Raw genomic sequence first — 21,126 nt, forward strand, 5'->3', positions numbered from 1 at the left:
GACCATGGCCGAATCGCGCCCCTCCTGAGCACGCTGGAGCTCCCGGTGACCGCTGCCCCCATCGCACCCGAGCCGGTCGACGCGCCGGCCGCCGCCCAGGTGGAACGGCAGAAGCTGCGCAAGCACTTCGGCCGCTTCGACATCCTGTTCTTCCTGCTGTGCACCATCGTCGGCGTGGACACCATCGGTGCCGTGGCCAAGAACGGTGCCGAGGCGTTCACCTGGCTGATCGTGCTGGCCGTGGTGTTCTTCGTGCCGTCCGCGCTGCTGATCGCCGAGCTCGGGACGGCCTTCCCCGACGAGGGCGGCCCCTACATCTGGACCAGCCGGGCCTTCGGGCGGCTGGCCGGCGCCGTCAACAACTTCCTGTACTGGATCACCAACCCGGTGTGGCTGGGCGGCACCCTCGCCGTCTCCGCCGTCACGGCGTACACCACCTTCTTCAACGACGGGAAGGACCTGAGCACCGCCGCCTTCTACGTCTTCACCCTCGTCTTCGTCTGGGTGGGCGTGCTGGCGGCGATCCTCTCCTTCGACATCGGCAAGTGGATCCCGACCATCGGCGCCTGGAGCCGGTTCGTGCTGCTCGGCCTGTTCACCGTCACGGTCGTGGTGTACGGGATCCAGCACGGGCTGCACGGCTTCGGCATCGGTGACTTCTCGCCGACCTACGCGGGATTCGTCGGCCTGGTGCCGGTCCTGATGTTCAACTACGTCGGCTTCGAGCTGCCCAACACGGCCGGCGACGAGATGACGGACCCGCAGAAGGACATCCCCTACGGCATCTTCCGCAGCGCCGTCCTCTCCGTCCTCCTCTACGCGCTGCCGATCCTCGGCATCCTGCTCGTCCTCCCGGTCAAGGCGATCACCGGCCTCGGGGGGTTCGTCGACGCGATCCGGCAGGTCTTCACGGTCTACGGCGGTCACGTCGCCGCCGACGGCACACCCACGCTCAGCGGGTTCGGCACCGTGCTCGGCGACCTGGCCGCGATCATGTTCATCCTCACGGTGCTGTCCTCCGGCGTCACCTGGATCATGGGCTCGGACCGCGCCCTGGCCGTCTCCGGCTACGACGGCGCCGCGCCCCGCTTCCTCGGCGTGATCTCCAGCCGGTTCGGCACCCCGGTCCGGGTGAACATCCTCAGCGGCCTGGTCTCCACCGCGGTCCTGATCCTGGCCCACCAGCTGACCAACGGCAGCGCGGCCAAGCTGTTCGGCGCGGTCCTCGGCCTCGCCGTGTCGACCACCCTCGTCAGCTACCTGGGCATCTTCCCGGCGCTGCCGTTCCTGCGCCGCAAGTACCCGGACACGCCCCGCCCGTACCGGGCGCCCGTCCCCTGGGTCATCAGCGTGGTGCTCACCCTGCTCATCGTCTTCGCCAGCGTGCAGCTGGTCGCGCCCGGGGCCGGCGACCACTGGTTCGGCACCGACTACGCACCGGACGGCTGGACCCACGCCGAGCGCGGGAAGTACCTGCTGACGGAGCTGGTCCCGCTCGTCGGGTTCATGCTCCTCGGTGTCCTGTTCTGGGCGCTGGGGCGGCCCACCCGGGTGGCGGCCGTCGAGAAGTAGGGCGCGAATGCTTGAACCGTAAACATGTGGTGCCTACGGTTGCGCACATGCCCCTCATTCGCGAACTTCTGATCGGCGGCAAGGACGTCCCCGCCCTGTCCGGCCGCACCACCGAGGACATCGCCCCCTACACCGGCGAGGTCTACGCCACGGTCGCCGCGGCCGGGCCCGAGGACGTGACCCGCGCCGTGGACGCCGCCGACGCGGCCTTCGAGGCGTGGGCCGCGCTCGCCCCCTTCGCCCGCCGCGCGATCTTCCTCAGGGCCGCCGACCTGCTGGAGTCACGCGCGGAGCAGGTCGCCGACCTCATGGCCCAGGAGGTCGGCGGCACCCGGCCGTGGGCCGGCTTCAACGTGGGGCTCGCCGCGAACATCCTGCGCGAGGCCGGGGCCGCGATCACCGCGCCGCGGGGCGAGGTGCTGAGCGCCCAGGAGGAGGGCGCCCTGGGGCTCGCGGTACGGGAGCCGCTCGGGGTGGTGGCGGCGTTCGCGCCGTGGAACGCCCCGGTCATCCTCGGTGTCCGGGCGGTGGCGGCGCCGCTCGCCGCCGGCAACACGGTCGTCGTCAAGCCCAGCGAGGACGCGCCGATCGCCTGCGGGCTGCTCGTCGCGGACGTGCTCCGCGAGGCCGGCCTGCCCGACGGCGTGCTGAACGTGGTCACCAACGCCCGCGAGGACGCGGCCGAGATCGCGGAGGCGCTGATCGCCGACCCGCGGGTACGGGCGGTGAACTTCACCGGCTCCACCGGCGTCGGCCGGATCATCGGCACCCACGCGGCACGGCACCTCAAGCCGGCGGTGCTGGAACTGGGCGGCAAGAACGCGGTGCTCGTCCTCGCGGACGCCGACGTGGACTACGCGGTGGACGCCGTCACCTTCAGCATGTTCATGAACTCCGGGCAGATCTGCATGTCGGGCGACCGCATCCTCGTCCACGAGTCCCTCGCCGAGGAGTTCGTCCAGAAGCTCAGCGCCAAGGTCGCCGCCCTTCCGTCCGGTGATCCGGGCGACCCGCACACGGTGGTGGGCCCGCTGGTCACCGCGTCCGCCGCGGAGCGCGTGGCCGGGCTGGTGGCGGACGCCGTCGGCAAGGGCGCCACCGTGCTCACCGGGGGCGGCCGGCCGGAGGGCGCGGTGCACCCGGCGACCGTCCTCGCCGACGTCCCCAAGGACGCCGAGCTGTACTACGCGGAGGCCTTCGGACCGCTCGGCGTCGTCGAGACGTTCGCCGACGACGCGGCCGCGATTGCCCTCGCCAACGACACGGACAACGGTCTGACCTGCGGCATCATCACCGAGAACGCGACGCACGGGCTGGCGGTCGCGCGCCGGATCCGCACCGGGATCGTCCACATCAACGACCAGTCCGTGGCCGACGAACCGCACGCGCCCTTCGGCGGGGTCAAGGCCTCCGGGTACGGCCGGTTCGGCGGCCGGTGGGGCATCGAGGCGTTCTCCAACACCCGCTGGGTGACCCTCACGACCCAGCAGGCGCACTTCCCGTTCTGAGCGCCGCGCCCGCGACGTGTCACAGGCCCCACGGCTCGGCCCCGGCCGAGCCGGCGGTGCCCCGCGGAGCGGGGGCGACGCGGCCCCGCCCCCGCGGCTGCCCGTTCGGGCAAAGAGCGAGCTGGGAGGGCGTCTCCGCTTGCGGGGGCGCGGCTTCGGCGCGTAAGAAGGCCGCGTAGGACAACTGGGAAGGCGGGGACCGGGGGCGCCCCGGCCCGGCATGCAACTCTCGCGGAGCGGCGGCGACATGGCAGTCACCACGAAGGACGGCGGCAGCGGTGTCTCCCCGGCCCCAGGTTCGGCCTGGGCGCCGCTGGCGCTGCCGGTGTTCCGGGCGCTGTGGATCGCCCAGTTCGTGTCGAACTTCGGCACCTGGATGCAGACGGTCGGCGCGCAGTGGCTGCTGCTCGGCCACGGGGCCACCCTGGTCACGCTCGTGCAGACCGCGTCCAGCCTGCCCGTCGTCCTGCTGGCGCTGCCGTCGGGGGTGCTCGCCGACCGGTTCGACCGGCGCGGGCTGCTCGTCGTCGCCCAGGTCGCCATGTGCGCGGTGGCGGCGGTCCTTGCCGTACTGGCCTTCGCCGACGCACTCGCCCCGGGTGCGCTGCTCGCCCTGACGTTCCTGCTGGGCTGCGGCACCGCCCTGATGGGTCCGGCCTGGCAGGCGATCCAGCCCGAACTCGTGGGCCGCGCCCAGCTCGGCCAGGCCTCCGCGCTGGGCGCGGTCAACATGAACCTGGCCCGCGCCATCGGACCGGCCGTCGGCGGTGTCCTGGTCGCGGCGGCGGGCGCGGGGTGGACGTTCGCCTTCAACGCGGTGTCCTACCTGGGCATCGTGGCCGTGCTGCTGCTGTGGAAGCGTCCCGCCGGCGCGTCCGTCCCGGCCACCGAGGGCGAGGGGTTCTTCACCGCCCTCCACGCGGCCCGCCGTTACGTGTGGAACGCGCCCGGCGTCCGGCGTGTGCTGCTGCGCACCGCGCTGTTCATCCCGGGGGCTGCCGCCGTGTGGTCGCTGCTGCCGCTGGTCGCCGGTGACTCGCTGCACCTCGGCTCCGGCGGATACGGTCTGCTGCTGGCCGCCGTCGGGTTCGGCGCCGTGGGCGGTGCGTTCCTGCTGCCCCGGCTGCAGCACTTGCTCGGTGCCAACGGCGTGCTGGCCGCCGGGGCCCTCGTCTTCGGCGCGGTCCTGGCCGTCCTGGCGACGGTCCACGTCACCTGGGTGGCCGCGGTGGCGCTGCTGCCCGCCGGGGTGGCCTGGATCGCGGTCCTGTCCACGCTGAACGCCGCGACCCAGACCCGGCTGCCCGGCTGGGTGCGCGCCCGTGGACTCGCCGTGTACCTGCTGGTCTTCCAGGGCGGCCAGGCCCTCGCCGCCCCGCTGTGGGGCGCGCTGGCCCAGGGCGCGGGTCTCGCCACCGCCCTGCTCGTGGCGGCGGGGCTGCTCGCGCTCACCGCCGGCACCGTCCCGCTGTGGCCGCTGTACGACGCCGCGCGGATCGACCCGACCCCGTCCGACCACTGGCCGACCCCGCCCCTGGTCCACGAGCCCGGCCCGGCCGACGGCCCGGTCCTCGTCTCGATCGTCTACCACGTCTCCCCCGACGACGGGGCGGCCTTCGCCCGGGCCATGGCGAACGTCGCCCGCTCCCGCCGCCGCACCGGGGCGCTCACCTGGGGCCTGTACGAGGACGGCACCGAACCCGGCCGGTTCATCGAGAACTACCTCGTCGGCTCGTGGGCGGAGCACCTCGCCCAGCACCACACCCGCCAGACCGTGACCGACCGGCGCTTCGAGGAGCACGCCCGGTCCTTCCTGCTGCCCGGCACCGCTCCGGAGGCCACGCACGCCTTCGACGCCGCCTCCGGAGCAGGCCGGGACGGGTAGCCGAAGATCATTGCGCGTACGCTCGTGCACATGGTTCAGCATCGAATGGTCGCCGTGAACGGGATCCGGCTGCACATCGCCGAGGAGGGTTCCGGCCCGCTGGTCGTGCTGCTGCACGGCTTTCCGGAGTCCTGGCACTCCTGGCAGCACCAGTTCGGCCCGCTGGCCGAGGCCGGCTTCCACGTGGTCGCCCCCGACCAGCGCGGGTACGGAAGCAGCGACCACCCCGCGGACGTCGAGGCGTACAGCATCTTCCATCTGGTCGGCGATGTCGTCGGGCTGATCCGGGAGCTGGGCGAGGAGAGGGCGGTCGTCGTCGGGCACGACTGGGGCGCACCGGTCGCCTGGCACACCGCGCTGTTCCGCCCCGACCTGGTGCGCGGAGTGGCCGGGCTGAGCGTGCCGCCACCGTTCCGCGGGGCGCAGCCGCCGCTGGAGACGATGGACCGGAGGTTCGGCGGGCGCTTCTACTGGAACTACTTCAACCGCCCGGGTGTCGCCGACGCCGAGTTCGGCCGCGACCCGCGCAGCACTTTGCGGAAGTTCTTCACCATGGCGTCCGGCGAGGGCGCCGGCACCGGTGAGATCCGGCAGCCGCTGGTCGACTCCGAACGCGGCTGGCTCGCGGACATGCCGGATCCGGAGACCCTGCCGCGGTGGTTCACCGAGGCGGACCTCGACGCGCTCTCCGAGAGCTTCTCCCACGGCTTCACCGGCGCCCTCAACTGGTACCGCAACCTCGACCGCAACTGGGAACTGACCGCCCCCTGGCAGGGCGCCGTCGTCACCCCGCCCGCCCTCTACGTCTACGGCGACCGTGACCTGGTGCCGGCGTTCCCCGGCACGCCCGAACTCATCGCCCGCCTGCCCGAGTTGATGCCGAACCTGGTGCGCGAGCCCCTGAAGCTGGCGGGCTGCGGGCACTGGACCCAGCAGGAGCGGCCGGACGAGGTGAACGCGGCGCTGCTCGGATTCCTCGACTCCCTTTCCTGACAGCACGGTTCGCGGCCCCCGGCCGGGCGATCCGCGGCAGCCTCTACGATCATTGCGTGAGCGCGTGGAACAAGACCCTGACCGCGGCAGGCATCACGGACCCGGAACTGCGCCGGGACTACAGCAGCCAGCGTCGGCTGGTGCGGCGGTACCGGCGCAGCGCCTACCTGGCCTGCAGGGTGCTGCTGCCGCCCGCCGTGCTGCCCCACGTGGTGGCCGCGACGGCCGTGATGCACCACGGGGACACACTCCTGGACTCGGGCCCGAAGCCGGAGCGGGCGGCGGCCTGGGACGCCTGGGAGAAGCGGGTGCGCACCGCACTGGAGACCGGGACCAGTGACGATCCGCTGATCCGCACCCTACTGCACACCGTCACCGCACACCCGCGGCACCGGGCGGCGGTGGAGTCGTATCTGCCCACCGCCGCGGCCGAGTTGGAGTTCGACGGCTTCGCGACGGAGGCCGACTACCAGGCCTATGTGGACGCCTACTCGCTGCCCGCCTTCATGCCGATCGCCGGACTGCTGGGGCCCGGGAGCGACACCGACGGGCGCTACCGAGCGGGCTGCCGCACGCTCATCGACGGCAGCCAGCGGCTGGACTTCGTCAACGACCTGGCCGAGGACCTGCGGGAGGGGCATCCGGGGATCCCGGCGGAGACTCTGCAGCGCTTCTCGGTCACGGTGGCGGACCTCGAGGCGGGCCGGGCCTCCGACGGCCTGCGTTCCCTCGTGGAGCACGAGGTCGAGAGGGCCCGGACCGATCTGCGGTCGGGGCGGGAGGTGCTGGCACTGATGCCGGCCGCCCACCGGCCGATGGTGAGCGCCCTCATCGAGATCGAACTGATGACCGCCGAGGCGGTACTGGCCCGCGGTACGGGGATACTGCGGGGTTCGGCGTCACCGTCCACGGCGGGCACCCTCAAGCTGTTGTTCGGTGCCCGCCGGGCGGCGGTGCGCGCTCAGCGGTAGCAGGTGGTGATGCCCGGGTGCCAGCGGCAGGCGATCCCGGCGAAGCCGCCGTTGGCGACCACATCGACACTCAACTCGTCCCCGCCGCTCAGGACTCGGCTGTCCTGGACGAGGCCGTCGGCGCCGTCCCGGATCGTCTGCACCAGCCACCGGCCCCGGCCGACGGTCAGGGGCACGGTGGCGGTGTGGGCGGCACCGGCATAGACCCCGCCGAGGAACCAGCGGTCCCCGCTGCGGCGGGCGAGCACGGCTTCCTGCCCGGGGCTGCCGGCCAGCAGCCGGGTGTCGTCCCAGGCGGCGGGCTCCTGGTCGAGGAAGTCCCGGGCGAGGGGCCGTTGGTCGTACGACTCGGGGGTGCCGGCGAACATCTGGAGGCCCGACTCGTAGGCGACGGTGAGTCCGACCTCGGCCGCGTCGGAGTTGGGGCGCAGGCCGACGCGCTGGAAGCCGCCGGGGGTGAAGTCCATGGAGCCGATGACGTTGCGGGTGAAGGGCAGGGTGGTGAGGTGGGCGGCGGTGTTGGTGCGCTTCTCCTCGCCGCCGACGGCCTCCATGGTCATCACCTGGGGCCAGGTGCGCTGGATGCCCTTGGGCAGGGTGGCGCCGTGGAAGTCGACCATGAGGTGGTGGGCGGCGGTCTCCGCCAGGACGGAGTCGTACCACTGGAACATGGACTGCGCCTCGGAGTTCATGAAGTCGATCTTGACTCCCTTGACGCCCCAGCGTTCCAGGGTGGGCAGCCACTGGGCGCGTTCCTCGGGGGTGTCGAGGTCACGCTGGTGGATCCAGACGATGATCCCGACGCCCTTGGCCCGTGCGTAGTCGACAAGTTGGGGCATCCAGCTGTCGGTCTGCCAGTCGGGGTCGGTGACGTCCCACTCGTCCTTCTTGAAGTACCAGCCGGAGTCGACGGCCTCGTAGGGCCAGTGGTGTGCGGCCGCGTAGTCGACGTACGCCTTCTGCGCGTCGAGGCTCTGCCCCGCGGTGCGGCCGCCGGCCAGCCAGGTCCACAGCACGGTGCCCTGCCGGATCCAGGAGGGGTCGGCGACCTTGGAGGCGGGCGCGAGGTCGTCGGTGAAGGTCGACCGGGTGACGGTGGCGAGGTCGCCGGTGATCACGGCACGCCAGGGGGTGCTGAGGGCGCCGTCGGTGTGCACCTGGCTGTCGGCCAGCCTGGCGCGGTACGTGCCGGTGCCCTGGGTGTGGGCGAGCCGGGCGCCCGAGTAGGTGCCGGTGAGGTCGGACTCGGCGAGCAGGGTGTAGCCGCCGTCGGTGGCGAACAGGGCCTGGTCCGAGTACTCGCCGGTCGGCGCGGTCGCGGCGGTGTACTGGTTGAACTGGCCCTCGTTGTCGACCCGGTAGGTGCTGAGCCAGGCGCCCGCGTCGGCCGGCAGGTTGAACGCGGAGGTCTCGCCGAGGACGTCGCCGTACCCGGTGGGCAGGACGTAGCGGTAGGCGATGCCGTCGGCGGAGGCGCGGACGACGAGGTCGAGGCGGGCGCCGGCGGCGGTGGCGAAGGACAGCCGGGTCTCGTTCATGCGCACCCGGCGGTCCAGTCGCTTGCCGGACTTCGCCCGGTAACGCTCCTCGACCGTACGGTCCCTGCGGTGCACGAAGCGCAACCCCTGCGAGAGGTCGGCCTGTTGGGTGACGATGCCGACGGGCGACGGTTCGATGACCGTACGACCGGCACGGGAGACCGCGAGGCTGAGGGTGCCGGTGGTGTCGTCGAGGGCTATCCGGGCTCGGGGTGCGTGGGCCGCCTCGGTCACGGTCCAGGCGTGCGGCTGCTGCCGCTGCTGCTCGGCCCGTGCGGGCGCGGTGGTGAGGAGAGTGGCCGCCAGCCCGGCACAGAGCGCGGCGACCATCGTTCTCGGGAGTGGAACGGCCATGTGAACTCCCCTTGGGGTCGGTGGTTACGGCAGTCCCCACGCCGCGCCCGGTTCGCTGACGGCGACGGGGGCGATGACGAGATCGGGGCGGGAGCCGGAGTACACGAGGACCTCGCGGCCGCGGGGCAGGTCGATGGCGAGGGTGCCGTCGCCGAGGTCGTGGGTGCGGGCCGGGGTGCCGTCGTCGAGCAGGACGGTGAGCCGCCCGGTCAGGCCGTGCCGGAGCTTGAGGGGCTCGCCGGCGAGGCTGCGGATCCGGATGAACCGGGTGCTGCCGGCCTCGCGCACCGCGCTGACCAGGAAGGCGCCCTGGGTGCGGAAGTCGTGCAGGGTGAGGTCCGCCCAGGCGGTCGGGACGGCCGGGAAGACGCGGACGATCCCGCCCCAGCTCTGGCAGAACATGTCGTGCAGGGACTGCGAGGCGGACAGCGGGGTCTCGATGACCGGACCGGCCTCGGTGTAGTGGGTGTTGGCCCGGCAGGGGTAGCGGGTCGTGGGGTCGAAGAACTTCCGCAGGTAGCCGATGGCGGTGTCGCCGTCGCCGGTCATCGCGTACATCGAGGCGGCCCCGGTGTAGCTGTAGCCGCGGTGGGCGCCGGTCAGCGCGTGCCAGCGCACGACGGACTTCGTGATCAGGTCGCGGTTCTCGGGCTGGTCCCAGTTGACGAGGTACAGCGGGTACACCATCAGCAGGTGCGAGTAGTGCCGGTGGGACTGGTCGTACGGCGTGTCGGCGCCGATCATGAAACCGTTGTCGTCGACCGGGTACGGGGTGAGCCGGGTCAGCATCTCCTGCCAGCGCGGCTTCAGCTCGTCGTCGACACCCAGCAGTTCGGCGGAGTCGAGGAGGGTCTGGCAGCCCCAGCGGATCAGGGCGAGGTCGTAGTTGGTGTCCTGCGGCGGGACGACCGGGTACTCGGGCGAGAGCGTGCTCGGCAGGTGCAGCCTGCCGTCGCTGCCCGGGGTGAGGAAGTGCCAGTAGTAGGTGATCGTGCGGCGCAGCAGCGGGTAGATCGTGTCGCGCAGGAGGGACTTGTCCATGGAGTGGCGGTACGACAGCCAGACGTTGTGCAACGCCCAGGTGAGGTCCCCGGTCTCGGCGCCGGTTCCCGGTTGCCCCACCTCCCGGTTGGCGAACATGTCGGAGCTGCGGCCGATGCCGGAGCTGTCCGAGCGGTAGGCGGCGGGCACGTTGGCGGTGAGCTGTTCCTGGCTCTGGCGCAGGGTGGTGGCGAGGGAGTCCAGTTCCGGGTGGTTGAAGGCGTGGATCAGCCAGTATTCGAGCTGGACGTTGAGGTTCCACCAGACCGCCGGCCAGGGGGTGGGTTCCAGCCAGGGTCCGGGGGTGGCCATGACCGGGCCGTCGGCACGGCTGGCGGAGGCGACCTTGTAGAGCTGGATCCAGTGGAAGCTCTGCAGCCGCTGGTCGGGGAACGAGACGAAGCTCTTCTGGTAGAAGGCGTGCCACCAGCGGGTGTGGCGTCGCCTGAGTGTGCTGTATGACACAGCACTCCGCAGGTGACGCCTGGAGTCCGCCTCGGCGGCGCTGTCCGAGGGGAAGCTGTGCCCGACGCTGAGCAGGAGTTCGTCGCCGGTACGGCGGTAGGAGGTGGCCGTCTGGCCGCCGCCGGTCAGGGGTTGGAGGACCTGCTCGGTGCCGTCGGCCGTGGTCCGGGTGGTCCAGGGCGGGTTGGCGGTGTAGCCGGCGGGCGGTGCCTCCTGGATCTTGCGGGGGCTGATGGCCTCCTCGGGGTGGAAGGTCCACGTGACGTGCTCGCCGCCGACGGCCGTGGCGCGGACGGCGAGGACCTCGTCGTGGATGAGGGCGGCGAGGGTGAGGGTGCCGGCGGTGGTGGTGACGGTGCCGGTGAGTTCGGCGTTCCACAGGCTGAGGCGCCAGTCGACGGCGGTGATGGTGCCGACCGGTTCCAGGGTGAGGTGCCCGACGGGGAGGCGGGCGGTGCCCCAGCCGCTGCCGAACTGCGGGCGGTGGTCCTGGACCCGGCCGTGCTGGACGGTCAGGCGGATCTGGTTGGCGCCCGGTTCCTGGTAGATCATGCTGCCGAGCAGCCCGTCGCCGAGGAACGGCCCCTCGTACCAGAGGGTCGGCAGCCTGCTCCACAGCAGGTCCTGTGCGCGCAGGAACCGGTCCCAGGCACCGTCGGTGGTCATGGTGTTGCGGAGTTTCCAGGGGTGTCGGGCTCCGGCGGGCTTCTCCGACTCCCCGTGGGCGGCGAGGGCCGGTTCCGTCGACGCCGCGTGGGCGGCCCCAGGCAGGGCGGCGACCGCCGCGCCGCCGAGGGCGGTGCCGAGTACGGCTCTGCGGGGGACCGGTGAACGGCTGTCCGGGTGCGAGGTCATCATCGTCCTCCATACCTGACGGATCATCGATACATCGGGTGTATCGGCGAACCTAGGGACCTCACGTACACCTGTCAACAGCCGCAACGCAGCAGAGATCGCGCTTACTTGAGCCATCAAACGCACTTGAGCATCGCGTTCACATCAATAACCTTGACTCAAGTAGTTGACTCCTCCGATGTATTGGGGTTGCCTGCGTTCGCGATTTCGTTCGCGACTCCCCACCGGAAAGGACAGTCGATGAACCGGAGATCCCTCTTACGGGCCGGCACAGGAGCGCTGTTGGCCCTCCCCCTGACCGGCTTGACCGACGGCGTCGCCACCGCGGCCGCCACCCCGACCGACGGGTGGACGCAGACGTCGTTCACCTACAGCTGGCAGAAGCCCTGGAACCTCGCCCTCAGCGACCGGCACAGCTCCGGCGGGGGCGTCGAGCGCATGTGGGTGTACGCCACCGACGAGCCGTTCGAGGAGGGCAGCGGCACCGACCCGCGCACGGAGATGCGCTGGAAGGTCGACTACAGCACGGGCGGCCACATGTGGGACGCCGACGTCTACCTGCCGTCCGGCACCGACGGGGCGACCTTCGTGCAGATCCTGCGGAGCGTCCACCCCTCGGGCACCCCGGCGACGGACATCATGCTCGACGTCTACGACACCGGCGGCGGCACCGTGCGGCGCTACGACGGCACGGTGCTCAGGACGGACGCGTACGACACCTGGTTCAACGTCAAGCTCGCCCATGAGGCGAGCACCGGGACCGGGACCGTCAAGGTCTACCTGGACGACTCCCTCGTGCTGACCGTCGACGACCGGGGCCCGGCCACCCGGTACTTCAAGAACGGCGTCTACAACCACGGTTCCGGCCGCGCGGAGGCCCGTTTCCGCAACCTCCGCTACTGGACCAGATGACGGGCCGTGGTCAGCCCTTGTGCCACTTCTGGTTGGGCGTGCCCGAGCAGGTCCACAGCTGGAGCTTGGTGCCGTTGGCCGTGCCGTTGTCGGTGGCGTCCACGCACTTGTCGGCCAGTGCGCTGACCAGGTCGCCCTGTGCGCTGAGGTAGAACAGCTGGGCACGGTTGCCGCTGCACTTGGCGACCTGGATCGCGGTGCCGTTCGCGGTGTTGGCCCAGGCCAGGTCCATGCACAGGCCGAGCGAGCGGATGGTGCCGTCCGACTGGAAGACCCACTTCTGCTTGGCGGCGCCCGAGCAGTCCAGGATCTCCAGCCGGGTGCCGTCCCCGCCGGCGTTGGTGACGTCGATGCACCGGCCGGATCCGGTCCCGACGAGCTTCACACCGGGCACGGTGGTGGTCTTCGTACCGCTGCCTCCCGACGAGGAACTGCCGGAGGAGGAACCGCCGGACGAGGAGTCGCCCGACGAGGAGGACTTGGAGCCGCCGGACTTCGAACCGGAGGACGTGGAGCCGGAGTTCGGGGTCGAGTTCGAACCGGAGCCGACGGAGCCGCCTCCGGACTGCTGCCCGGTCGAGCCGGTGCCCGCGCCGCCGGCCGACCCGGAGTCGCCGGAGGTGGTCTTCTCGGGCTTGTGGGAGGCGGTGTGCGAGGGCGTCGGCGACGAGGACGGGGACGCGGATTCGCCGGTGCCGGAGAGCGTCGTCGGCTCCCCCGCCGCCACCACGGCGGCCGGTGTGGTGTCCGGGTCCGGGAAGAGGTCCACCCGGCTCAGCAGCGGTACGGCCAGGGCGGCGACGACGGTGAGCCCGGCCGCCGCGCCGACGGTCCCCCACACCCGCACGCCCGGCACCAGCCCGCGGCGGGGCACGGCGGGACGGCGGGCGAAGGTGTCGCTGAAACGTCCCGCCGGGGTGCCGGGCCGTTCCGCCGAGGGCCGGGGTTTGCGAAGGGGCGGCACGTCGTCTCCTGAGGGTCTCGTGAAGGTCTCGGAACGCCCGGAACATGCGGGGCACAGGAACAGTAACCAAGGCTCGGCGCCGATCCGCCCGCCCGTCCACGAAGATCCGGCCGAACGTCACCTTCCGTCCACCTATGCGGAGTTGCCTGTGACGAACCTGTTGAAGTCCGGGACGAGGGCGGCTTCGGGAACTGGCGTTATTCGCGCTAGCGTTCGTGCCTGACACGTTTCACAGTGACACAGAGCAACCCCGCACGACAGCACAACTGCACCACCGACACCGGAAGGCGGAGGCCGTGAGCCTCATCGACCATGACCGCGCCGACGGCGCGGACCGGACGCTCGGCCTCCTTCTCGCGGAGCGCGACAGCCTGCGCCGCTTCGTGACCGGCATGATGGGGCGCGACCCCCACGGCGCGGAGGACGTCGTCCAGGAAACCCTGTTGCGGGCCTGGCAGTCGGCCGGCCGGCTGGACTGGCGGGACCGGCCCATCCGGATGTGGCTGTTCCGGGTGGCCCGCAACCTCGTGGTCGACGGCCGGCGCCGGGACCGGAGCATCCCGGTGGGGATCACGGCGGCGGACTTCGGCGGTGCCGCCCCCGCGCCGGTTCCCGACCACGCCGAACAGGTCGGTGACCGCCGGGTGCTGGTCTCCGCCCTGCGCACCCTCGCTCCCGCCCACCGGGAGGCCGTCGCCCGGGTCCATCTGCTGGGCCAGCCCGCCGCCGACGTGGCCCGCCAGCTCGGGCTGCCCCCGGGCACGGTCAAGTCCCGTACCCACCACGGCATCCGCGCGCTGCGCGCCACCCTCGAATCCCACGGCTGCCGCCCGGCCGGGACCGAGCACCTCCGGGGAGAGACGACCTCATGACCTCCGACACCATCACCACCCTGCTCGGCCTCGTAGGCGTCCTGGTGCTGGTCCTCGCCGTCACGCACTGGCTGGTCCGGCGCGGCGGCGGCTGGAAGGCCCTGTGGCGCCGGCTCGGGCGTGAGATCAGCCTGACCGCGAAGGCGTTCACGAGTCCGGTCCGCACGGAGCTGCGCTACCGGCGCGGTCTGCGCCTGCTGGTGCGGCTGCTGCGCGACCCGGCCGTGTGGTCCGACGCCGAGCGGGCCACGGCGCTGGCCGCGGCCGTCCGGCCCGGGGTGCGGCCCTACGGCGTGCTGGCCGGCCCGGAGTGGATGGCCGTGCTGGTCGCGGCCGACGGCGACGCGCTGCGCGAGCCGCCGGAGCCCTGGGCGGCGGACGAGAGCGACCCGCGGCTGTGGTGGATCGACCGTGCCGATCTGACGGACGACGGCGTGGAGTCCGCCGTACCGCTGCTGGTGTGCGTGGGGCACGACATGGGCCACGCCGTGCTGCTGGACGTTCGTTCCGGTCCGCCCGCGCTGTCCGTGTACGGCCCGTCGCGCGCCGCCCGCTCGGCTCGCGCGGTGCTCCAGGCACTGGCCGCGCAGCTGGACGCCCGGCTGCCGGAGGGCCGGGTCGTCATCGCCGCCGGGGTGCACCCGCGGCATCCGGGGATGCCGGCCGCGGCGGCCGTCGGGCAGCCCGGCATCGAGGTCGCGGTGTGCGCCGATCCCCTGGAACGGCCGCTGCCGTCCGGTGTCCGGCTGCTGAGCCTGGGCGTCGCCCGGGGCCGGACCCGGCTGCTGGAGATCGCCCCGGACGCGGTGCTCACGGTGCACGGCGCGCCCGCCGCCGCCCGCGTCGACGCGCTGCCGCTGGCGCGGGCCGTGGCCCGGACGCTGGCCGCGCTCCCGCCGGGCCCGGACCTCCCGCACGACGATGCCGCGGTTCCGGCGGACGCCGTGTCCACGGCCGACCCCGACCTGCTGCCGGACGAGCCGGACCTCGACGCCGGCGCGGCCCCCGCCGCCGGGCCGACCGGGGTCTCCGCGACCCGGCCGGCCCCCGCGCCCGAGCCGGCCCACGCGCCGGTCCCCGCCCCGGCCTCGGCCGTCGAGAGCGACGACGACTTCGCGGAACCGAGCGCCGCAGAGGCGGCCGGTGTCTCCGCGACCGCACCGCAGGCACCGTGACGGCCTGACCGCCGTACCCGTCCCCCGATCCCGTACGAACGAACGCCCGGCTGGGAGCCGTGAACCTCACCATCACCACCGTGGACGCCACGGACGGACAGCGCCGCGACCACCAGGTCCGGCTGCCCTCGAACGCCACCGTCGGCGATCTCGCCGCCGCCCTGACCCAGGACGAGGCCGCCGCCACCGGCGGTGCGGACTGGGCGGCGGCCGGCGCGCCGCGGGCCCGGAACCTCTACACCGGCGACCACCGGCTGGATCCCGCAGCGCCGGTGTCCGGCAGCGGGATCCGGGACGGCGGCCTGGTCGGACTCGGCGGCCCGGCCCGCCCGGCCGACCTGGTCCGGGTCCAGGACGACGCCGACCCGGACGGGGTCCTCGCCGAGGTGCACCTCGTCTCCGGGCCCGGCGCCGGGCGCACCTGGCGGCTCGGTCCCGGCAGCCACGAGATCGGCACCGACCCGCTGTGCGCCCTGCGCCTCGACGCGGCGGACGGGGTACCCGAGCACGGACTGTGGGTGACCGTCGGCGCGGACGGCACCGCGGCCTGGCAGCGCATCGACGACGATCCCGAGGCCGCCGTGCGGGCCCGGCTCGCCTCGCCGCCGCCCGACGACGCCATCACCCAGCTGCGCCGTCCCCGCCCGCAGCCGCCCCGCGAACGCCCCACGGGGCCCGGCCCGGTGCCCTGGCCGGCCGGTGAGGACCTGACGGTGGGTCCGGTACTGCTGCGGATGAGCTCCCCGGTCGAGGCGGACGCGGCCGTCACACCGTCCGCCGACGGCTACGGCGTGGACTACAACCGGCCGCCGCGCATCGCCCCGCACCTGGACGCCGAGCGGGTCCGGCTGCCGCAGCCGCCGTCGCCGCCGCAGAAGCGGCCGTTCCCGACCGTGATGATGATCTCCCCGATCGTCCTCGGCCTGTTCATGGTCAGCATCTTCAAGTCGTACTACTTCCTGGTGTTCCTGTTCCTCAGCCCGATGATGATGCTGTCGAACTGGGCGACCGGACGCCGTGCGGCCCGCAAGCAGTTCCTGGAGTCGGAGGCGGCCTACGAGCGGCGCCGTGACGTCCTGGAGGAGCAGGTCCGGGACGCGGTGGTGGGCGAGCGGCGGGTGCGGGACAAGACCGGCCCGGACCCGGCGTCGGTGGCCCTGATCGCGACCGGACCCGGTGGCCGGCTCTGGGAGCGGCGCCGCCGCGACCCCGACCATCTGGTGCTGCGCCTGGGCACGGTGGACCAGCCGTCGGTCCGGGAGCTGGAGGACCCGGCGCGGGACGAGAACCACCGCTCGATCCGCTGGAACATCCCCGACACGCCGATCGGTGTCGACATCACCGCGCACGGCGTGGTGGGCGTCGCGGGTCCGGCCGCCGAGGTGCAGCCGCTGGCCCGCTGGCTGGTGGCGCAGGCCACTGTGCTGCACAGCCCGCGCGACCTGAGGATCGTCGTCCTGACCGAGCCCGACCGGGTGGCGGACTGGGCGTGGACGCGCTGGCTGCCGCATCTCAAGCCCGGTACGGCCGGTGGTCCCGTCGTCCTGATCGGCAACGACCCGGAGTCCACCGCCGCCCGGATCAGCGAGCTGGTCTCCCAGGTGCAGTCGCGCCGCCGGCAGGCCGGCAACGAGCGTGACGTGGTCTTCACCGACCCGGACGTGCTGGTGATCGCGGACGGTGCGCGGCGGCTGCGCGACGTGCCCGGCATGGTGCAGGTGCTGACCGACGGCCCGCGGGTGCGGATATTCAGCGTCTGCCTGGACGAGCAGGAGCGGCTGCTGCCCGAGGAGAGCACGGGTGTCGTGCTCGCCGCCGACGGGCGGCTGACCGTACGGCGGCCGGGCGCGCCCGACCTGCCGGCGGTGCGCGCCGACCGGGTCTCCCCCGAGTGGTGCGAGCAGCTGGCCCGCGCGCTGGCCCCGGTCCGGGACGTCAGCCCCGAGCACGACGCCGGACTGCCCCAGCGGGTCCGGCTGCTCGACCTGCTGGACCAGGAGCCACCCAACGCGCAGGCCCTGCTGGACCGCTGGCAGACCGATCCCGCCTCCACGTCCTTCCTGATCGGCACCGGCTTCGACGGTCCGCTCTCCCTGGACCTGGTGCAGGACGGACCGCACGGCCTGGTCGCGGGTACGACGGGTTCCGGCAAGTCGGAACTGCTGCAGACGTTCGTGGCCTCGCTGGCCGCCGCCAACCGGCCCGACGAACTCACCTTCGTGCTGGTCGACTACAAGGGCGGCAGCGCGTTCAAGGAGTGCGCCAACCTGCCGCACACCCTCGGCATGGTCACCGACCTCGACGCCCACCTCGTGGAGCGGGCCCTGGAGTCGCTCGGTGCCGAACTGCGGCGCCGGGAACAGGTACTGGCCGCCGCCGACGCCAAGGACCACCCCGAGTACCGGGCCAAGCGGGCCGCCGACCCCTCGCTGGCCCCGCTGCCCCGGCTGCTGCTGGTCATCGACGAGTTCGCCACCCTGGTCCGCGAGGTCCCCGACTTCGTGCCCGGGTTGATCAGCATCGCGCAGCGCGGCCGCTCGCTCGGCATCCACCTGATCCTGGCCACCCAGCGCCCCGCCGGTGTGGTCACCGGTGACATCCGCGCCAACACCAACCTGCGGATCGCGCTGCGGGTCACCGACATGACCGAGAGCCAGGACATCATCGACGTCAAGGACGCCGTCGACATCTCCTCCGGCACCCCCGGGCGGGCCCTGGTCCGGCGCGGTCCGAAGCAGGCGGACCCGTTCCAGACCGCGTGGGTGGGCGCGGCTCGGCCCCGGCAGATCCCGGCCGCCGCGGCCGAGCCGGAGGCCGGTCCCCGCAAGCCGGTGCGCTCGGTGGATGTGGGCTGGGACGCGCTCGGCCGCCCCGCCGAACTGCCCGCCGAGACGCGGACGGTGACGGTCGCCTCCGCACAGGGGCCGGCCCCGACCGACCTCCAGGCGCTCGTCGAGGAGATCCGCACCGCGGCCGACCTGCTCGACGACTTCACCCCGCAGCCCAGCCCCTGGCTGCCCCCGCTCCAGCGCGAGCTGGTCCTGGACGACCTGGACGAGCTCGGCGCCACCCGCGAGGGCCGGCTGGTGATCCCGTACGCCCTGGAGGACGTGCCGCAGCTCCAGCAGCGCCGGGTGGCCGTGGCCGACCTGGCCACCTTCGGGCACCTGTACGTCATCGGCGCCCCGCGCTCGGGCCGTACCCAGGTGCTGCGGACCATCGCCGGGTCGGCGGCGCGGGCGGCGAGCACCGCCGACGTGCACATCTACGGCATCGACGCGGGCGGCGGCGGACTCACCGCGCTCGGTGCGCTGCCGCACTGCGGTGGCGTGGTCTCCCGGCACGACCTGGAGCGGCTGGGCCGGATGCTGCACCGCCTGAACCGGGAACTGACCGAGCGCCAGGACCTGGCGCAGACGCACAGCGCGACCGGCATCGCCGAACTGCGCAAGCTGCTGCCGAAGGCCGAACGGCCCGCGCACATCCTGCTGTTCATCGACGGCTGGGACTCGCTCTCGGTCATCATCGACGAGCACGACCACGGCCAGCTGGTGCAGGAGGTCACCCGGCTCATCCGCGAGGGTGCCGCCGCCGGCATCCATGTCATCGCCACCTCCGAACGCTCCCTGCTGGGCGGGCGGATGGCCGCGCACAACGACCACAAGCTGCTGCTGCGGCAGGGCGACCGCAGTGACTACCAGGCGGTCGGCATGATGCCGAACAAGATCCCGGCCGACATCCCGCCGGGCCGTGGCTGGCACGTGCTCAGCGGCACCGAGACCCAGGTGGCGCAGCTGGCGGCCGGCGGCGGCACCGAACAGGCGGAGGCGCTGCGCACCATCGGCGAGGCCGCGCGCAAGCGGGACGCGCAGGTGCCGGACGCCCGGCGGCCGTTCCAGGTCGCGGTGCTGCCGCGCTCGGTGGAGTTCGCCGAGGCCTACGGGAAGGTCGCCCAGACCGACCGGCGTCCGATGTGGGGGCTGCTCGGCGTCGGCGGCGACGAGGGCGGCCCGGTCGGTACGGACCTGGCGGGTTCCGCCTCGGCGTTCGGGGTGTTCGGCCCGGCCGGGTCCGGCCGCAGCAACGCCCTCGCCTCGATCGCGGTGTCCCTGCTGGCCGGCGGCACCTCGCTGGTCGTCCTCACCCCGCGCGAGTCGCCGCTGCGTGCCCTGGAGCGGCACGCCACGGCCACCGTGCTCACCGAGAACGACCCGTCGGCGGACACCGTGCGGGCGGCGCTCGACGCGCTGCCGGGGCCGAAGGTGGTGATGATCGACGACGCCGATCTGCTCACCAGTTCGGCGGCGGACAAGCTCCTCAAGGAGATCGCAGTCTCGGGCCGCGACCGGGGGCTGGGACTGGTCTACGCGGCTTCGGCGGAGGGGTTCCAGAGCGGGATGAGCGGCTGGACGCTCGCGGCCCGCCGGGCGCGGCGCGGTCTGCTCCTCTCGCCGAAGAACCTCACCGAGGGCGACCTGGTCGGCGTACGGCTGATGCCCAGCGTGGTCCGGGCGACGACGCACCCGGGCCGGGCGTGGACGGCCGGTCCCGGGGGCGGGCTGCTCGCCCTTCAGGTGCCGCTCACCCCGCTGCGCGCCTGACCCCCGCCGCACGGCACGAGAAGGGGCCTTCCCGGACTTCCCGGGAAGGCCCCTTCTCGCGTACGGGTGTTACGAGTTGTTCTGCAGGCTGCTGCTGATGCCCTGGTCGAACTGGATCGCGTTCTCCTTGATGCCGTTGAACATCTCGGAGAAGTCGTTGATGCCCTTCACGGCGGCCAGCAGGCTGGTGTCGAAGTTGTTGTAGGTCGTGCGGATGACCTCGCTGGACTGCTGGAAGACCATGCCGTCGTCGACGAGGGTGTTGACCCGGTTGCGCAGGTTGCTGAGCACCGGCAGCAGGTTCTCGTGGGCGTCGTGCAGCAGGCTCACGACCTCCTCGATCTTGTGGTAGTCGAGGTTGATGCCGTTGTAGCTGGCCATGGGGTTCCTGTCCGTTCCTGTCGGTCTCGATGCGGTTGTCGGGTGGTCACCAGGCGGCGGGCGTGGAGTTGTAGTCGTCGTCCCCGCCGCCGCCGTCGTCGTCGGTGTTGCCGCCCACCTGCTGCCAGTCCGGCTGGTTGCCGTTGGCGTCCTTGGGGCCGCGGGTGTACTCGGTGCGGTCGCCGTCACTGCCGGTGGTCACCATCGTGCCGCTGCCGTCGGAGTTGAGGTTGGTCTCCGAGTGCACGGTGCTGCCGTCCGGGTACGAGGTGTCCGTGGTGTAGTGGTTGCCGTCGCTGGAGTAGTTGGTGACCGAGGTGTACGTCTTGCCGTCGTAGGTGACGGTGGACTCCTCCTTGATCACGTGGCGCTGGTCGTCGAGCGTGAGATGCGTGTGGACGCTGCCGCGGTCGGTGGTGATCGTCTGGTCCAGCGGCGGGTCGCCGGGGTCGGTGGCGGAGCAGAAGTCCGGCATCGTGCCGTCCGGGCCGGGCACGCACTGGTCGAGGTGGGACTGCTTGTAGTCCCACAGGTCCTTGTCCCGGAAGTAGTTCTGCAGGCCCAGGTTGCTGCCCGTGATGCCCATGCCCTGGGCGAGTTCGGAGTCGAACGACAGGAACGCCTCGCCCACCGAACCGAAGGCGCCCGCCAGCTCCTTGAGGCCCTTGTCCGCGTGGGACATCGTGCTGCTGGCGTTGGAGTAGAAGCCCGAGAGCGCGTCGGCCAGGGTCTGGTCGCCCAGGACCGTCAGGGCCTCGCTGGAGGTGTATCCGTCGTAGTCCGTCTGGCCCAGCCGCGAGAAGGTGCTGTTGTCCAGGAGCGGACCGATGTCGCCGGCCAGGTTCTCCAGGTCCCGTTTGGCGTCGTTGAGGACGTTGTATTCGATTTTCAGGCTGTCGGCCATGAGCGGTCCTCCCAGTCGCGACTCCGGTCAGTTGGACCACGCCGCACGCGCCCCGCCGGTTCACCGCGGACGACGGCTGTAACCCAGATCACGTGAACCGCAGCGGCCGCTGGGGCGTGGTCAGTTGGGGAGTGA

14 protein-coding genes are annotated in these 21,126 nt (G+C 72.5%); 9 read left to right on the plus strand and 5 right to left on the minus strand.

The window, feature by feature from the left end; genetic code table 11:
• The first annotated feature begins 45 nt into the window (after nucleotides 1-45).
• From ACFY6U_RS07145 to ACFY6U_RS07165, 5 genes are all read left to right on the plus strand, one after another.
• Nucleotides 46-1,572, plus strand: coding sequence for an APC family permease (locus ACFY6U_RS07145; RefSeq protein ID WP_390035501.1), 1,527 nt, complete (start codon nucleotides 46-48; stop codon nucleotides 1,570-1,572).
• 47 nt (nucleotides 1,573-1,619) lie between these two features.
• Nucleotides 1,620-3,080 carry an aldehyde dehydrogenase family protein gene (locus ACFY6U_RS07150; protein ID WP_390035502.1) on the plus strand — a complete coding sequence of 487 codons (1,461 nt, stop codon included), beginning with the start codon at nucleotides 1,620-1,622 and terminating at the stop codon, nucleotides 3,078-3,080.
• Nucleotides 3,081-3,327: 247 nt separating this feature from the next.
• Complete coding sequence (locus tag ACFY6U_RS07155; RefSeq protein WP_390035503.1) at nucleotides 3,328-4,965, plus strand: MFS transporter; 1,638 nt, start codon at nucleotides 3,328-3,330, stop codon at nucleotides 4,963-4,965.
• A 30-nt stretch (nucleotides 4,966-4,995) separates the two neighbouring features.
• Nucleotides 4,996-5,958: an alpha/beta fold hydrolase gene (locus ACFY6U_RS07160; protein ID WP_390035504.1), complete on the plus strand. Its 963-nt coding sequence runs from the start codon at nucleotides 4,996-4,998 to the stop codon at nucleotides 5,956-5,958.
• A gap of 56 nt (nucleotides 5,959-6,014) precedes the next feature.
• Nucleotides 6,015-6,929, plus strand: coding sequence for a squalene/phytoene synthase family protein (locus ACFY6U_RS07165; protein WP_390035505.1), 915 nt, complete (start codon nucleotides 6,015-6,017; stop codon nucleotides 6,927-6,929).
• On the opposite strand, the gene ACFY6U_RS07170 is transcribed toward ACFY6U_RS07165, so the two are convergent.
• Nucleotides 6,920-8,821 carry a glycoside hydrolase family 97 catalytic domain-containing protein gene (locus ACFY6U_RS07170; protein WP_390035506.1) on the minus strand — a complete coding sequence of 634 codons (1,902 nt, stop codon included), beginning with the start codon at nucleotides 8,819-8,821 and terminating at the stop codon, nucleotides 6,920-6,922. The two genes, ACFY6U_RS07165 and ACFY6U_RS07170, sit on opposite strands and share 10 nt — an antisense overlap.
• A gap of 24 nt (nucleotides 8,822-8,845) precedes the next feature.
• On the minus strand, nucleotides 8,846-11,182 hold the full coding sequence (locus tag ACFY6U_RS07175; RefSeq protein WP_390036536.1) for a Tat pathway signal sequence domain protein: 2,337 nt from the start codon (nucleotides 11,180-11,182) through the stop codon (nucleotides 8,846-8,848).
• A 240-nt stretch (nucleotides 11,183-11,422) separates the two neighbouring features.
• Between ACFY6U_RS07175 and ACFY6U_RS07180 the strand changes: the two genes are divergently transcribed.
• Complete coding sequence (locus tag ACFY6U_RS07180) at nucleotides 11,423-12,094, plus strand: polysaccharide lyase family 7 protein (RefSeq protein WP_390035507.1); 672 nt, start codon at nucleotides 11,423-11,425, stop codon at nucleotides 12,092-12,094.
• Between the two features lie 10 nt (nucleotides 12,095-12,104).
• Here the strand turns inward: ACFY6U_RS07180 and ACFY6U_RS07185 are convergent, their stop codons facing one another.
• Nucleotides 12,105-13,058, minus strand: a complete 954-nt coding sequence (locus tag ACFY6U_RS07185; protein WP_390035508.1) for a ricin-type beta-trefoil lectin domain protein — start codon at nucleotides 13,056-13,058, stop codon at nucleotides 12,105-12,107.
• A gap of 296 nt (nucleotides 13,059-13,354) precedes the next feature.
• On the opposite strand from ACFY6U_RS07185, the gene ACFY6U_RS07190 reads away from it, so the two are divergent.
• The 3 genes from ACFY6U_RS07190 to ACFY6U_RS07200 are packed head-to-tail and all read left to right on the plus strand — an operon-like array spanning nucleotide 13,355 to nucleotide 19,706.
• Complete coding sequence (locus ACFY6U_RS07190) at nucleotides 13,355-13,930, plus strand: sigma-70 family RNA polymerase sigma factor (protein ID WP_390035509.1); 576 nt, start codon at nucleotides 13,355-13,357, stop codon at nucleotides 13,928-13,930.
• On the plus strand, nucleotides 13,927-15,105 hold the full coding sequence (locus ACFY6U_RS07195) for a hypothetical protein (RefSeq protein WP_390035510.1): 1,179 nt from the start codon (nucleotides 13,927-13,929) through the stop codon (nucleotides 15,103-15,105). The genes ACFY6U_RS07190 and ACFY6U_RS07195 overlap by 4 nt, the downstream gene beginning before the upstream one ends.
• Before the next feature lie 59 nt (nucleotides 15,106-15,164).
• Complete coding sequence (locus ACFY6U_RS07200; RefSeq protein ID WP_390035512.1) at nucleotides 15,165-19,706, plus strand: FtsK/SpoIIIE domain-containing protein; 4,542 nt, start codon at nucleotides 15,165-15,167, stop codon at nucleotides 19,704-19,706.
• 69 nt (nucleotides 19,707-19,775) lie between these two features.
• Here ACFY6U_RS07200 and ACFY6U_RS07205 read toward each other — a convergent pair whose 3' ends face one another.
• Nucleotides 19,776-20,087 carry a hypothetical protein gene (locus ACFY6U_RS07205; RefSeq protein ID WP_046730425.1) on the minus strand — a complete coding sequence of 104 codons (312 nt, stop codon included), beginning with the start codon at nucleotides 20,085-20,087 and terminating at the stop codon, nucleotides 19,776-19,778.
• A 46-nt stretch (nucleotides 20,088-20,133) separates the two neighbouring features.
• Nucleotides 20,134-20,991, minus strand: a complete 858-nt coding sequence (locus tag ACFY6U_RS07210; RefSeq protein WP_390035514.1) for a hypothetical protein — start codon at nucleotides 20,989-20,991, stop codon at nucleotides 20,134-20,136.
• Nucleotides 20,992-21,126: the final 135 nt, after the last annotated feature.

The sequence above is a fragment of the Streptomyces sp. NPDC013157 genome (genome assembly GCF_042899865.1).
Classification (GTDB): domain Bacteria; phylum Actinomycetota; class Actinomycetes; order Streptomycetales; family Streptomycetaceae; genus Streptomyces.

What these genes read in the sequence shown, in the direction of transcription:
- ACFY6U_RS07155 (WP_390035503.1), top strand. Translation starts at nt 3,328, where the DNA reads ATGGCAGTCACCACGAAGGACGGCGGCAGCGGTGTCTCCCCGGCCCCA.
- ACFY6U_RS07150 (WP_390035502.1), top strand. Translation starts at nt 1,620, where the DNA reads ATGCCCCTCATTCGCGAACTTCTGATCGGCGGCAAGGACGTCCCCGCC.
- ACFY6U_RS07160 (WP_390035504.1), top strand. Translation starts at nt 4,996, where the DNA reads ATGGTTCAGCATCGAATGGTCGCCGTGAACGGGATCCGGCTGCACATC.
- ACFY6U_RS07180 (WP_390035507.1), top strand. Translation starts at nt 11,423, where the DNA reads ATGAACCGGAGATCCCTCTTACGGGCCGGCACAGGAGCGCTGTTGGCC.
- ACFY6U_RS07175 (WP_390036536.1), bottom strand. Translation starts at nt 11,182, where the DNA reads ATGACCTCGCACCCGGACAGCCGTTCACCGGTCCCCCGCAGAGCCGTA.
- ACFY6U_RS07195 (WP_390035510.1), top strand. Translation starts at nt 13,927, where the DNA reads ATGACCTCCGACACCATCACCACCCTGCTCGGCCTCGTAGGCGTCCTG.
- ACFY6U_RS07210 (WP_390035514.1), bottom strand. Translation starts at nt 20,991, where the DNA reads ATGGCCGACAGCCTGAAAATCGAATACAACGTCCTCAACGACGCCAAA.
- ACFY6U_RS07205 (WP_046730425.1), bottom strand. Translation starts at nt 20,087, where the DNA reads ATGGCCAGCTACAACGGCATCAACCTCGACTACCACAAGATCGAGGAG.
- ACFY6U_RS07170 (WP_390035506.1), bottom strand. Translation starts at nt 8,821, where the DNA reads ATGGCCGTTCCACTCCCGAGAACGATGGTCGCCGCGCTCTGTGCCGGG.